Below are 12,998 nucleotides of genomic sequence, written 5' to 3' on the forward strand. Positions count from 1 at the left end.
TGAAATGAGCATGATCGTAATTAAGTAGTAAACACTAATGATGATATGCGAATTACATAGGACCAATAAAAAACAATAAATGTCAACATATGAAAACATTTTATAAAGAAGTACTATTTGTTTTGATGTTTTTGAATGTGTTTTGTCTTTATGCGCAAACAGATTTCAACAAGTTAGATGAAAAAGGGAAAAAGCACGGAGTATGGAAAGGGTTTTATGAGGAATCAAAAAGACCGAGATATGAAGGGACTTTTGAGCACGGAAAAGAAATTGGGATTTTTAATTTTTACGATGATACCAAAGCTAAATCCATAATTGCTACAAGGGAATTTAATGCAAAAGACAATTCAGCGTATACCATTTTCTATGATCAGAATAAAAATAAAGTAAGTGAAGGTAGAGTTGTCAATAAATTATTTGAAGGGCAATGGAAGTACTATCACCAAGCTTCAAAAAATATTATGACAACAGAGAATTACGTAAATGGAAAGTTGGAAGGTTTGCGTACCGTTTTTTATCTCAGTGGTAAAATAGCAGAAGAAATAAGTTATAAAAACAATTTGAAGAATGGTTTTTATAAAAAATATACTGAAAAAGGGATTTTGCTTGAAGAGTCAATGTTTAAAAATAACATTTACAGTGGTTTAGCGATTTTTAGAGACACTAATGGGAATGTAGTTTCTAAAGGGCAGTTTGTAAATGGTAAAAAATCAGGGATTTGGCAGTTTTTTGAAAAAGGGAAATTGGTAAAAGAAACGAATATGAGTTTTCCTGAAAATGCAACAAAATCCAAAAAGAATTAACTTTATACTTAACAAATACTGTTGTAAATCTTTTGTAACTTTGCATCCTTGTAAAATTATAATTTTTTGAAGATGAAGCGTGTTGTTGTAGGACTTTCTGGAGGTGTAGATTCAAGTGTTGCTGCTTATTTATTGCAACAACAAGGGTATGAAGTCATAGGCCTTTTTATGAAAAATTGGCATGATGATTCCGTTACTATTTCTAATGAATGTCCGTGGCTTGAAGACAGTAATGATGCTTTATTAGTTGCTGAAAAGTTAGGGATTCCTTTCCAAACAGTTGATTTAAGTGAAGAATACAAAGAGAAAATCGTGGACTATATGTTCAACGAATATGAAAAAGGGCGTACGCCAAATCCCGATGTACTTTGTAACCGCGAAATAAAATTTGACGTTTTCATGAAAATTGCTTTAAGTCTTGGTGCCGATTATGTGGCCACCGGACATTACTGTCAGAAAAGTGAAATTGAAGTAAATGGAGAAACGGTTTATCAACTTAAAGCGGGCGCCGATACTAATAAAGATCAATCGTATTTTCTGTGCCAATTATCTCAAGAGCAATTGTCGAAATCGTTATTTCCTATTGGAGAATTGACAAAACCAGAAGTTCGTGAAATAGCGGCTCAAATGGATTTGATTACTGCCGAAAAGAAAGATTCACAAGGATTATGTTTTATTGGAAAAGTGCGTTTGCCAGAGTTTTTACAACAAAAATTGCAACCAAAAGACGGAATTATAATTCAAATCGATAAAGACGATCCTGTTTACAGTTTTGAAAAAGAAACCGAATTAACTTTAGAAGATAGTTTGCTATCTGATGCAAGAAAAATTCCGTACACTCCAGATATGGGGAAAGTAGTGGGAAAACATCAAGGTGCCCATTATTTTACCATTGGACAACGTAAAGGATTAAATGTTGGAGGCACGACAGATCCATTGTTTATTATCGCCACTAATGTGGAAACCAATACTATTTATACTGGATTGACGAGTCAGCATCCTGGATTATTCAAGAGCGCCTTGTTTATAGAAAAAACCGAAGTGCATTGGATTCGTAAAGATTTGGCTTTGGCCAATGGAGAAACTATGGATGTTATGGCGAGAATCCGATACAGACAACCTTTGCAAAAAGCTACCTTGCATCAATTTGAAAGCGGAATGTACGTTGCCTTTGATGAACCGCAATCTGCAATAACAGAAGGACAATTTGCAGCCTGGTATTTAGGGGAAGAATTAGTTGGTTCGGGAGTAATTTCTTAGTTTAGTACTTTATTTATAAAAAGATCAAAAAATGAATGCCTTTCTGGAATTTAATATATCCTGAAAAGTAATGATAATGATTCAATCCTAGCAATAGTTGGAGTTTTTGTGACTTGAAAAAATAAAGTTGACTATGAAAAAAATCTACATATTTCTTTTTTTACTGATTACTTCAGCTGGTTTTTCCCAACAAGATGCTTGGGTATATTTTAATGCAAAGCCCAGTTCCCAATTTTATTTTGATACACCTTTGGAAATGCTTACTCAGAGAGCATTAGACAGAAGGAATAATCAAAATATTGTTATAGATCTTAAAGATATTCCAGTAGAGGAATCGTATATTAGTCAAGTAAAATCAGCTGCTGGAATTACAGTCATGGCAAAATCCAAATGGTTGAATGCAGTTCACGTTCGTGGAACACAAGCAAATATAAATGTATTGGCACTGCTTTCTTTTGTCAGCAAAGTTGATTTTGCGGATAAATCACTGAATCAAACCGCAAAAATAGCAAAGCTTTCAAGAATAAAGAAGGTAAATAAAACCAAGAAAACCAAAATTGATTATGCTTATGGTACTTCGTCGAATCAAATCCAGATGCTTAACGGACAACAGTTGCACCAACAAGATTATACCGGTTCCGGTATAATAATTGCCGTTATGGATGCCGGTTTTCCCGGTGTAAATACAATTCAACCTTTTCAAAGATTAAGAGCTAATAACCAGATTTTGGGAGGTTATAATTTTGTATCAAGAGATCCGAATTTTTATACTGGAGTTTCACACGGAACTTCGGTACTTTCGGCAATGGGCGGTTACAAAGAAAATTCGTTAGTGGGAACAGCACCAGATGCATCCTATTATTTATTCATTACCGAAGATGATGCATCGGAAAATCCTGTTGAAGAATCACTTTGGGTCGAAGCAGCAGAACGAGCAGATAGTTTGGGAGTAGATATTATCAATACCTCTTTAGGATATTTTGATTACGATAATGAGGCGTATAGCCATACGTATAGTGAAATAAATGGTACCACTGCATTCATGTCCCGTGGGGCTGAAATTGCATTTAGCAGAGGTATGATTATAGTGGCTTCTGCGGGTAATTCAGGCGGTACATCAGATCCACATATTGCGGTTCCTGCCGATGCTGTTTCAGTAATTGCTGTAGGTGCAGTAAATTCTTCGGAAGTACTGACTTCATTCAGTTCAGTAGGTCCTTCGTTTGACGGAAGAATAAAACCGGATGTGATGGCACAAGGACAAGCACCAATAGTCTCGGATGCTGCGGGAAACATCGTGACTGCTAATGGAACTTCTTTTTCAAGTCCTATAATGGCAGGAATGATTGCTTGTTTATGGCAGGCATTTCCCCAAAAAACAAATCAGGAAATTAGAGATTTAGTATTAAAATCAGCAGATAAATTCTCTGCTCCCAATAATCAATATGGATTTGGAATTCCTGATTTTGCATTGGCTGTGAGTAACCAGTTGGCGTTAGAATCATTTTCTAAAGATGATTTTATGCTCTATCCCAATCCTGCCAGTGACACTGTTTCGGTTTCTTTACCTGCAAAATTGGATAGGGGAACAGTCTTTATTTATTCCATTTTGGGACAAAAAATTTTAGAACAAAAAATCACACCGCAAACATCCATTATTTCATTGAAATCGCTCCATGAAGGAGTGTATCTTTATAAAATGGAATCAGATGGTTTTTCTAAAACAGGAAAATTAATTAAAAAATTATAGTATTAAAAATACATGAATAAAATCACAGACCTTTTTAAGATTAAATATCCAATTATTCAAGGAGGAATGATTTGGAATAGTGGTTATAAATTAGCAAGTGCAGTGAGTAATGCCGGAGGTTTAGGATTGATTGGAGCAGGTTCCATGTATCCTGAAATTTTACGCGAACACATTCAAAAATGTAAAAAGGCCACTTCAAAACCTTTTGGAGTAAACGTCCCGATGTTGTATCCCAATATCGAAGAAATCATGAAAATTATCGTTGATGAAGGTGTAAAAATCGTTTTCACATCGGCTGGGAATCCAAAAACATGGACTCCTTATTTGAAAGAAAATGGCATAACTGTTGTTCATGTGGTTAGCAGTTCTGTTTTTGCATTAAAAGCACAAAATGCAGGTGTTGATGCAGTTGTTGCCGAAGGTTTTGAAGCCGGAGGACACAATGGTAGAGAGGAAACAACTACGCTTACACTGATTCCGATGGTGAAAGAAAAGATTAGTATTCCGTTGATTGCAGCTGGCGGTATTGCTACCGGTCGTGGTATGCTTGCAACTATGGTGCTGGGAGCTGATGGAGTTCAGGTAGGAAGTAGATTTGCGGCATCTTTGGAATCATCAGCACATGATAATTTTAAGGAAACGATTATAAATGTTAAAGAAGGCGATACACAACTGACTTTGAAAGAACTCGCGCCTGTTCGATTGATTAAAAATAAGTTTTATCAGGATGTTCAGCAATTGTATGAAAAATGTCCAACCAAAGAAGAACTTATTGGTTTGTTAGGTAGAGCAAGGGCAAAACGAGGAATGTTTGAAGGCGATTTAATCGAAGGTGAATTAGAGATTGGACAAATAGCCGGATTGATTCATGAGATAAAACCAGCCGCAACAATCATTCAGGAAATGATAACCGATTTTGAAACAGCCAGAAAAGAAATAAATAATTTTGATTTTTAATTGATAAGGAATGACAAAGACAAAAATATATATAGTATTACTTTTTTTAGTAATGGGATTGCAACATTCCTTTGGCCAAAATTACAAGTTTAAAACTTCGGGTTTTAGTGTTTTAGAAAAAACAGAAAAAGGGAAATGGGGTAAGTGGTCTGATTTGGATTTGGTCAATATTTTAGTCACATTGGATACCAATAAAAATAGAATAGTGGTTTATTCTCAAATCATTCAATTATTTGAAATCATAGAGTATCAACCTATCGAAGAGAATGATACTGATATTGTTTATTCGTTTACCTGTAAGGATAATGAAGGATTAGATTGTACCGTTTCTATCATCACCAGAAAAAAACAGGATAATAGAAAGCAATTGTATATCAATTATGAAGATCGGATTATTGTGTATAATATCTTCAATATGTAAATTTGAATAAAAAAAGCATTAATTTGAACAATTAAATCGTTCAAATTAATGCTTTTTTTTAATCGTGAATGGCTTTCCAATTTATATTATTATTTCTAATTTGTCAGTTCGAGCGCAGTCGAGAACCTGTATTGCATCTCGACTGCGCTCGATGAGACAAAAAAATATTGGACTATATATTGATTAATGTCATTAAAGCTTTTCAATGTCTTTTATAAAATCATCATACTCTAAATAAAACAGTTCCAGAGCATTCATTTTTTCATTGTAGAAATCAAATATTTCATCCCAATAGTTGCGATTACTGACACCGACTCCTAGTTTTTCAACCCAAATCCTACTGATGGTTTTGCCACTCTCCAGTGTATAGTCTTTTTCGAAAACCAAGTCTTTGATAAAATCCTCTTCGAGAATATTTCTTAGCGCTTCCAATTTTTCAAAATAGGCGATTCTTTTTTCATCACTTCGGTGTTCAATATCGATTAAAACTTGAGCTTTTTTATTGTCTACATAAAATTTAAAAGAGAAATCCTTGATTTTAGTATCATATAATACCCATTTTCGGGGATATTTTTCTGCGAATGCAATCCAGAACTCTCGCTTTAATCTTTGTGTTTCTTCTTTGCTGTACATCTGTAATGACTTTTTGGTTATAGAAAACTTGTGCAATTGTATTTTCTAAACTATATTTATATGCTGTTTTATATGCAAAAATAGACTTTGATTATGGATTTTCAAGAATTTTTACGGTATGTTCCTAAATTAATTGAGGCAAGGCTTCCAGCTTTTGACGCACATGTAAAAATGGCACCTTTAGAGCGATTAGAAAGTTTAAAAAACATCAATATTGAAGATAAAAAACCAAGAATAGCAGCAGTAATGATGCTTTTTTATCCTAAAAATGACACAACACATTTGGTATTGATTGTCCGAAATTCCTATAAAGGAGTACATTCTGCTCAAATTGCATTTCCTGGTGGTAAATACGAATTGGATGATGAAAATTTTGCTAAAACGGCACTTCGGGAAACCCATGAAGAGGTAGGAATTCATCCTGATAAAATTGAAATTCTTAAACCATTTACAGAATTATATATTCCGCCAAGTAACTTTATGGTACATCCATTTTTAGGTATCAGTAAAGAAGAATTGGTGTTTATACCCCAAGCTTCTGAAGTGGCAAATATTATCGAATTGCCTTTATCGGTTTTCTTAGACGATGCACTTGTAGTGGATACAAATTTGTCAACTTCCTATGCTGATAACATCAGTATTCCGGCTTTCAAAATTGAGGAGCATATTGTGTGGGGTGCTACTGCGATGATGTTGAGTGAGTTAAAAGAAGTTTTGAAAGAGGTTCTTGGATGATAAATTTTAATTTTTAGTATTAGAAAAATGCGGATTAATTGGTTGTAGTTTTCAAATTGTTCAGTTGAATTCAGCAACCAACTTCAAATATAAATTTCGTAAGTTTGTAGATCAAATTCACAAAAAAAAATACAAATTTTATGGGATTGTTGAAGAGAAATCCTTTCGGACACATATTATTTATAAAAAAATGGCTAATCCGAATCTTTGGAGCCATGACGCATAGACGGTACAGAGGATTTAACGAATTGCAGATTGAAGGTTCAGAAATTATTAGAAATTTACCGGACAACAACGTACTTTTTATTTCCAATCATCAAACGTATTTCGCGGATGTCGTTGCTATGTTTCATGTTTTTAATGCGAGTTTGAGCGGACGTGATGATAGCATTAAAAATGTTTGCTATCTCTGGCAACCTAAAATGAATATTTATTACGTTGCTGCCAAGGAAACCATGCAGGCAGGTTTGTTACCAAGAATTTTATCGTATGTAGGCGCAATAACCGTTGAAAGAACTTGGCGTGCCAAAGGGGTTGATGTAACCGAAAAACGAGACGTAAACCCTAACGATACTGAGAATATTAAAATTGCTCTAGCCGATGGTTGGGTGATTACTTTTCCGCAAGGGACAACAAAATCTTTCAAACCGGTTCGTAAAGGAACAGCACATATTATTAAACAACACAGGCCTATCGTGGTTCCGATTGTTATAGATGGTTTTCGTCGTTCGTTTGACAAAAAAGGATTTCGCATGAAGAAAAAAGGGATTCTGCAATCCTTTATTATCAAAGAACCTCTGGATATTGATTACGATAATGATACAATCGAGGAAATTGTAGAAAAAGTAGAATATGCAATCGAGCAACACCCTTCATTTCTAAAAGTTATTCCTGCTGAAGAAATTAAAGAACAGGAAGAATTGAATCGATTACGAAAATGGGAATATTAATAATACAAAAAAAGAGGCAATTGCCTCTTTTTTTATAAATCTATTTTTTTTAATTCTTTATAATTAGCATACAATCTTCTAAGCAGTATACCATACAATACCCGGTAAAACAACCAAAATGCCCCTAAAAACACTAAAGTTGTAAGTGTCAAGATTCCTATTGTTATTGCCATCACCTTTCCGTTAGTGGCAATTTTATCTTTCAAAACACTCATTTCGGGATTATAAACAAAAGCAATTATAAACCCTATGATTAAACTCACTACTAACATTGCCAGATTGTACCAAACATAATATTGAACCGTTTTTCGGGTTTTCAAAATGTCGGACATTAATTGTTTTGTAGAAGCAGTGGTTGAAATAGTTTTGTAATTTTTATAAAATAAATAAATAAAAAATAGTATCACGCCATAATTAAAATAAGCAAACACTTCAAAGTATTGAATTAACTCAGGATGATTCATTTTAATTAAATAATCATCCGAATTAAAACAGACGCTTAGACAAGTCCACAATAAAACTTCCAAAATACTAATTATCAAAATCCACTTCACAATCGAAGATGATTTTTTATGGATCATTTTATAAATCTCGATTTCCGATACTTGCTCAAAAGAATTAGTATTCTTCTGCCAGTCTTTTTTTAATAAATCCAACTCTTTCATACGCCTAATGGATTTAATATTTTTTTTAATTTCCCTTTTATTCTATTCATTTTCACCCTTGCATTTACCTCGCTAATTCCTAAAGTTTCTGATATTTCCTGATAATCTTTGTCTTCCAGATACATGAATATCAACGCTTTCTCAATGTCATTCAGCTGGTAAACCGCTTTATACATTAGCTTTAATTGTTCTTCCTCCTCATAATCATATTCCACATCATTCAGGAAATGTTGCCGCCCTTCAAATTCAATAGTGTTTATGGATCGTTTTGTTTTTCGGTACAAAGTAATCGCTGTATTCAGCGCGACTCGATAGGCCCAAGTAGAAAATTTACTGTCGCCCCTGAATTTTGGAAAAGCTTTCCATAACTGTATCGTAATTTCCTGAAACAAATCCTTATGTGCATCATCGCCATTAGTATACAACCTACAAATCTTGTGGATTATATTCTGATTTTCCTGCAATTGTTTTACAAAAGAATGTTCTAAATTATCACTCATATATACGTTAGTAAACCAATACTAGTTTTTGTTACAAAGTAGCACTTTTTTTTTAGTAGCACAACAGCATTCATTTCATAATTAAGACTCGTCCCGCTGTACATTACAATCTTTATTTTCTGAAAAAATCAGAAAAATAAAGGATTTCCATTACCATCGGGGCTAATTTGCACGTTTAGTTTTCTGAAGACCTTTCCCCAAGAACAAAAATTTCGATACTATTTGATGAAATTCAACAGTAGAAAACATTGTATCTTTGAGTATCAACAATTCAGAACTTTTTTAAACATGAACATCCCAAATTCAACTTTACCCAGAATAGTAATCATAGGTGGAGGTTTCGCAGGAATTGCATTAGCCAAAAAACTAAAAAACAAAAAAGTTCAGGTTGTTCTTTTAGACAAACACAATTACCATACTTTCCAACCTTTATTATATCAAGTTGCTACAGGCGGTCTCGAAGCTGGTTCTATAGCGTACCCAATCCGAAAAGTAATTCAGGAATACGATGACGTTTACTTTAGGCTCACCAACGTACAAGAAATCGACACTAAAAATCAAAAGATAATCGCCGAAATTGGTGAATTAAAGTATGATTATCTGGTTATTGCCACCGGTTCCAAAACCAATTATTTTGGCAACAAAGAAATCGAGCGCAACAGTATGGCCATGAAAACCATACCGCAATCACTCAATATTCGAAGTCTGATTTTAGAGAATTTTGAACAAGCGGTTTTAACAACTGATGTAGCTGAACAAAATAGTTTGATTAATTTTGTACTGGTTGGTGGCGGACCAACAGGAGTAGAACTTTCCGGTGCTTTGGCCGAAATGAAAAAAGCCATTCTACAAAAAGATTATCCTGATCTTGATATTACCAAAATGGAAATCAATCTGATTCAAAGTGGGGATAGGATCCTAAACACGATGAGCGAAGAATCCTCTCAAGCCGCCGAAAAATTTCTAACCAGTTTAGGAGTGAAAATCTGGAAAAATGTCCGAGTGACTAATTACGATGGACGCACCATAACCACAAATTCCGATTTGACTTTTGAAACTGCCACCGTAATTTGGACCGCAGGTGTTCAAGGTGCTCTTGTTGCTGGATTGGATGGTAAATCTTTGGTTGAAAAAGTAGAACGCATTCGGGTAAATGAATACAATCAAGTGATTGGTTATGACAATATTTTTGCCGTAGGTGATATTGCCTCCATGGAATCCGAAACTTATCCTCAAGGACATCCCATGATGGCGCAACCCGCGATGCAGCAAGGGGAATTATTGGGTGAAAACTTAGTAAAATTAATTCAAAACCAACCTATGGAAGCTTTTGAATACAACGACAAAGGTTCCATGGCAACCATAGGAAGAAATAAAGCGGTTGTCGATTTGCCTAAATACCATTTCAACGGTGTTTTTGCATGGTTTGTATGGATGTTTGTACACTTGTTTTCACTTATTGGGTTCAAAAATAAAGCCGTAGTTTTTTTAAATTGGGTGTACAATTACATTCGTTTTGATCGCGAAGGGCGTTTGATTATCAGACCCTATAAAAAGAAAAGTTTTACGACATTTACAAGCGATGAAGTTTAAATAATTTTTCAAAATTTTTAAAAAATAAACTTAAAAAACAGTGACGCAGAATGCTGTGTTTTTATTCTTACATACCTGATAATCAGCGAATAAAGAGTGTGTAAAATAATTCTTATAACTATCTGATTTTCAGTTTTTTAACAAAACAATAATATTTGTAACTATCTGTAAATCAGTGATTTGTTGTTTAAATAAACGAAACTCTCTTAGTTTGATCTTTTTTGAATGATTTTTGATTTAATTTTATATTTCAATTAAAATTTAAAAGTTAATGAAAAGCGTTATACTTTCCAATTTTCATCCAATTCTAGTGGGTAAATTGATAGATCAAAAAAAACTCAATCAGTACACAAAATTTCTGTATTATCATTTTCAAAATCTTCCAAAATCTGGTGTAACTGGAACTGGAGCTTTTGATAGTGAACCTATAACTTTTGAGATTATATCTGATCAAGTGGATAAGTATGCTGTTTCTTCCGAAAATATTAATAGTAGACAAAGTATTATTTTTGAGGAAGTTGAAGATTTTATTGAAAATATAATGGAAGTCACGTCACCTTCTGGATATCATTTTCCAGTTGGTTTCGAAGTCAAATCCGGAAATCTTTATGGACCTAAAATTGAGGTTCGAATGGAGTGGTTCAAAAGAAAAATGGGATATGTTTTTGATCAATTTTATTCAAAAACAAATACAAGTCCAGAGAATCTAATACACGTTACTTGTTCTGGATATTCTTCTCCAAGTGTTGCTCAGGAAGCGGTGATAGAAAGAGATTGGGAAACGGTACAAGTTACACATTCCTATCACATGGGGTGTTATGGAGCTTTTCCGGCAATTCGTACAGGAAGAAGTTTGTTGTGTGCCAGTTCAACTAAAGGTAGAGTAGATGTAGTTCACACTGAATTATTATCGGCACATTTAAATCTGACCGAATTTTCCAATTCAAATATTATGATTTGCTCCCTTTTTGCAGATGGATTTATTGGTTATTCCTTATTTGATGAAGAATCTTTCCTAAATGATGATTCGTTTCCTGAGAAAAAAGGACTGCGAATTATAGCGTCTCATGAAGTAATCATACCAGATTCATTAGAAGACATGTCTTGGGATTTAGGAGAGTATAATTTTTTAATGACATTGTCCAAGCGAGTGCCTGTTTTTATTCGTAAAAATATCAAACCTTTTTTGACTGCACTTTGTAAAAAAGGGAATGTTGATCTTGAAGAGCAGAAAGCGAATATGCATTTTGCGATACATCCTGGTGGACCAAAAATCATTGATTATGTTATAGATGCAATTGGATTGACTAAAGAACAGGCGAATTGGTCTTATGAGGTTTTACGCCGTCAGGGAAACATGTCCTCGGCTACGATTCCTCATATTTTCCACGAAATTGTAAACGACCCAAACATTGAATCAGGAAAGAAAATTGTGGCTATGGCATTTGGACCAGGACTTACTGCTACAGGTTTATTACTGGAAAAAATATAATTTTTAAGCGCTAAATTGGATGTTAGGAGTTAGACGTCAAGCGTTATATGTTATGGAAGCTTTTAACGTTTACCTCACTGCATAACGCATAACCTATAACTCAAAACTCATAACTTTTTCCCTTTATAATAATTCACCATTAAATTCACAAATTTACTATATCCTTCTAAACCGTCTTTTTGCTGGTTTATTTTAAGAAATCTATCGTAAAAAGCATGAAAAGCGGTTTCAAGAGGAGTTTCATATTGTTTCCAAAAATGCTCACTTTCTTTGTAGTTTTTCAAAATTCCGGGATGAATTGTTTTTAGGAGTTCTTTAAAAATTTTTTCATCTCGAACTTGCCAATTGCCTAAGCAATACCGTAAAGCCATACTATAACCTGAATATTGAATGTATGCATTTTCATTTTTTGTGGATGCTAAAAATCCAATAAAGTTGCATTCACTCTCGCTGGCAAAACCCATTTGATGTGCCATTTCATGATTGGTAGTCATCGGGAAGCTGTACATTGGACCCAGATAATTAATCTGAGCTTCATTGGTAAACGGATTCAGATAACCACCAAAACCCATATAAGTCAAAGGCAAACTGATAAGTGATTTCTTGGTGCTTAAATGGTTATAAGTAAAATAGGAGTATTCTTCAGCTAGTTTTTTGTATCCATTCAAATTCATCTTAAAAACCTGATTTTGTGAGTAAGGAAATACCACTTTCAAACTATCATTTTTTGTAATCTGCTTTTGGATTGCATTTGTTTTAGTGATTAATTTTTTGGTGAAAGCCAATAAGTCAGCATCTGAATAGTCTTTTTTAATTTCCATTTTTTCAAAAAGCGGTTGGCGGTAATAATTAAACGCCCAAAGAGAATGAAACAAGAAGTAGAATACCGAAACAAAACTTACTATAGATAATATATTACTTTTCCATTTTAATTTCCAAGATTTTCGTTGGTTCCAAAACCATTTCAAAACAAAACCAATAACAATAATATAAATTAAATCCCCCAAAGAAAATGGAATGCTGCCCAATGCTAATCTTGAAAATTTTGAAAGTATCGGATAGAAACCATTACTGTAAAATTGTTCTACTTGTAGCGGAAAATAAGGCAGAATCTGCAAAATTAGTATTTGGACAAAAAGAAAGAAAGAAAGAAAATATTTTGTTCGCACAGGATGAATTTTAATACTGTAAATATAATTACAATATCAATTAGTATCAATAAAGAATTTAAACTTTGTA

Annotated in this window: 13 protein-coding genes; 9 read left to right on the forward strand and 4 right to left on the reverse strand. The window is 33.7% G+C overall.

Annotation, left to right across the window (positions count from 1 at the left end; translation table 11 throughout):
* The first annotated feature begins 89 nt into the window (after positions 1–89).
* From ACNQGX_RS10980 to ACNQGX_RS11000, 5 genes are all read left to right on the forward strand, one after another.
* Positions 90–803, forward strand: coding sequence for a toxin-antitoxin system YwqK family antitoxin (locus ACNQGX_RS10980; protein ID WP_417976220.1), 714 nt, complete (start codon positions 90–92; stop codon positions 801–803).
* A 72-nt stretch (positions 804–875) separates the two neighbouring features.
* On the forward strand, positions 876–2,063 hold the full coding sequence (gene mnmA, locus ACNQGX_RS10985; protein ID WP_417976221.1) for a tRNA 2-thiouridine(34) synthase MnmA: 1,188 nt from the start codon (positions 876–878) through the stop codon (positions 2,061–2,063).
* A 133-nt stretch (positions 2,064–2,196) separates the two neighbouring features.
* Positions 2,197–3,813: a S8 family peptidase gene (locus ACNQGX_RS10990; protein ID WP_417976223.1), complete on the forward strand. Its 1,617-nt coding sequence runs from the start codon at positions 2,197–2,199 to the stop codon at positions 3,811–3,813.
* Positions 3,814–3,825: 12 nt separating this feature from the next.
* The gene (locus ACNQGX_RS10995; protein WP_417976225.1) at positions 3,826–4,770 is read left to right on the forward strand and encodes an NAD(P)H-dependent flavin oxidoreductase; all 945 of its coding nucleotides are present in this window, start codon (positions 3,826–3,828) and stop codon (positions 4,768–4,770) included.
* A gap of 10 nt (positions 4,771–4,780) precedes the next feature.
* Complete coding sequence (locus tag ACNQGX_RS11000; protein ID WP_131916909.1) at positions 4,781–5,191, forward strand: hypothetical protein; 411 nt, start codon at positions 4,781–4,783, stop codon at positions 5,189–5,191.
* Positions 5,192–5,383: 192 nt separating this feature from the next.
* On the opposite strand, the gene ACNQGX_RS11005 is transcribed toward ACNQGX_RS11000, so the two are convergent.
* Positions 5,384–5,824, reverse strand: coding sequence for a DUF4268 domain-containing protein (locus ACNQGX_RS11005; RefSeq protein ID WP_417976228.1), 441 nt, complete (start codon positions 5,822–5,824; stop codon positions 5,384–5,386).
* Between the two features lie 93 nt (positions 5,825–5,917).
* Between ACNQGX_RS11005 and ACNQGX_RS11010 the strand changes: the two genes are divergently transcribed.
* Together ACNQGX_RS11010 and ACNQGX_RS11015 are read left to right on the forward strand one after the other, a co-directional pair.
* Positions 5,918–6,559 carry an NUDIX hydrolase gene (locus tag ACNQGX_RS11010; RefSeq protein WP_417976230.1) on the forward strand — a complete coding sequence of 214 codons (642 nt, stop codon included), beginning with the start codon at positions 5,918–5,920 and terminating at the stop codon, positions 6,557–6,559.
* A gap of 140 nt (positions 6,560–6,699) precedes the next feature.
* Positions 6,700–7,509 carry a lysophospholipid acyltransferase family protein gene (locus ACNQGX_RS11015; protein WP_131916906.1) on the forward strand — a complete coding sequence of 270 codons (810 nt, stop codon included), beginning with the start codon at positions 6,700–6,702 and terminating at the stop codon, positions 7,507–7,509.
* Positions 7,510–7,541: 32 nt separating this feature from the next.
* On the opposite strand, the gene ACNQGX_RS11020 is transcribed toward ACNQGX_RS11015, so the two are convergent.
* Together ACNQGX_RS11020 and ACNQGX_RS11025 are read right to left on the reverse strand one after the other, a co-directional pair.
* Positions 7,542–8,174 (reverse strand): hypothetical protein, encoded by a 633-nt coding sequence (locus tag ACNQGX_RS11020; protein WP_417976232.1) that lies wholly within the window; start codon positions 8,172–8,174, stop codon positions 7,542–7,544.
* Complete coding sequence (locus ACNQGX_RS11025) at positions 8,171–8,674, reverse strand: RNA polymerase sigma factor (protein WP_099714727.1); 504 nt, start codon at positions 8,672–8,674, stop codon at positions 8,171–8,173. Before ACNQGX_RS11025 ends, ACNQGX_RS11020 begins: the two co-directional genes overlap by 4 nt.
* Before the next feature lie 288 nt (positions 8,675–8,962).
* On the opposite strand from ACNQGX_RS11025, the gene ACNQGX_RS11030 reads away from it, so the two are divergent.
* Positions 8,963–10,267: an NAD(P)/FAD-dependent oxidoreductase gene (locus ACNQGX_RS11030; RefSeq protein WP_417976234.1), complete on the forward strand. Its 1,305-nt coding sequence runs from the start codon at positions 8,963–8,965 to the stop codon at positions 10,265–10,267.
* A 271-nt stretch (positions 10,268–10,538) separates the two neighbouring features.
* Entirely contained in the window at positions 10,539–11,759 is a 1,221-nt protein-coding gene (locus ACNQGX_RS11035; RefSeq protein WP_417976236.1) for a 3-oxoacyl-[acyl-carrier-protein] synthase III C-terminal domain-containing protein, read from the forward strand.
* A gap of 107 nt (positions 11,760–11,866) precedes the next feature.
* Here the strand turns inward: ACNQGX_RS11035 and ACNQGX_RS11040 are convergent, their stop codons facing one another.
* Positions 11,867–12,928, reverse strand: coding sequence for a DUF3810 domain-containing protein (locus ACNQGX_RS11040; RefSeq protein WP_417976238.1), 1,062 nt, complete (start codon positions 12,926–12,928; stop codon positions 11,867–11,869).
* Positions 12,929–12,998: the final 70 nt, after the last annotated feature.

The organism is Flavobacterium glycogeni (assembly GCF_048286775.1).
Taxonomy (GTDB): domain Bacteria; phylum Bacteroidota; class Bacteroidia; order Flavobacteriales; family Flavobacteriaceae; genus Flavobacterium.

Bases quoted from the DNA above. Each gene is read 5' to 3' on its own strand.
- ACNQGX_RS10980 (WP_417976220.1), top strand. From the start codon at position 90: ATGAAAACATTTTATAAAGAAGTACTATTTGTTTTGATGTTTTTGAAT.
- mnmA (WP_417976221.1), top strand. From the start codon at position 876: ATGAAGCGTGTTGTTGTAGGACTTTCTGGAGGTGTAGATTCAAGTGTT.
- ACNQGX_RS10990 (WP_417976223.1), top strand. From the start codon at position 2,197: ATGAAAAAAATCTACATATTTCTTTTTTTACTGATTACTTCAGCTGGT.
- ACNQGX_RS10995 (WP_417976225.1), top strand. From the start codon at position 3,826: ATGAATAAAATCACAGACCTTTTTAAGATTAAATATCCAATTATTCAA.
- ACNQGX_RS11000 (WP_131916909.1), top strand. From the start codon at position 4,781: ATGACAAAGACAAAAATATATATAGTATTACTTTTTTTAGTAATGGGA.
- ACNQGX_RS11005 (WP_417976228.1), bottom strand. From the start codon at position 5,824: ATGTACAGCAAAGAAGAAACACAAAGATTAAAGCGAGAGTTCTGGATT.
- ACNQGX_RS11010 (WP_417976230.1), top strand. From the start codon at position 5,918: ATGGATTTTCAAGAATTTTTACGGTATGTTCCTAAATTAATTGAGGCA.
- ACNQGX_RS11015 (WP_131916906.1), top strand. From the start codon at position 6,700: ATGGGATTGTTGAAGAGAAATCCTTTCGGACACATATTATTTATAAAA.
- ACNQGX_RS11020 (WP_417976232.1), bottom strand. From the start codon at position 8,174: ATGAAAGAGTTGGATTTATTAAAAAAAGACTGGCAGAAGAATACTAAT.
- ACNQGX_RS11025 (WP_099714727.1), bottom strand. From the start codon at position 8,674: ATGAGTGATAATTTAGAACATTCTTTTGTAAAACAATTGCAGGAAAAT.
- ACNQGX_RS11030 (WP_417976234.1), top strand. From the start codon at position 8,963: ATGAACATCCCAAATTCAACTTTACCCAGAATAGTAATCATAGGTGGA.
- ACNQGX_RS11035 (WP_417976236.1), top strand. From the start codon at position 10,539: ATGAAAAGCGTTATACTTTCCAATTTTCATCCAATTCTAGTGGGTAAA.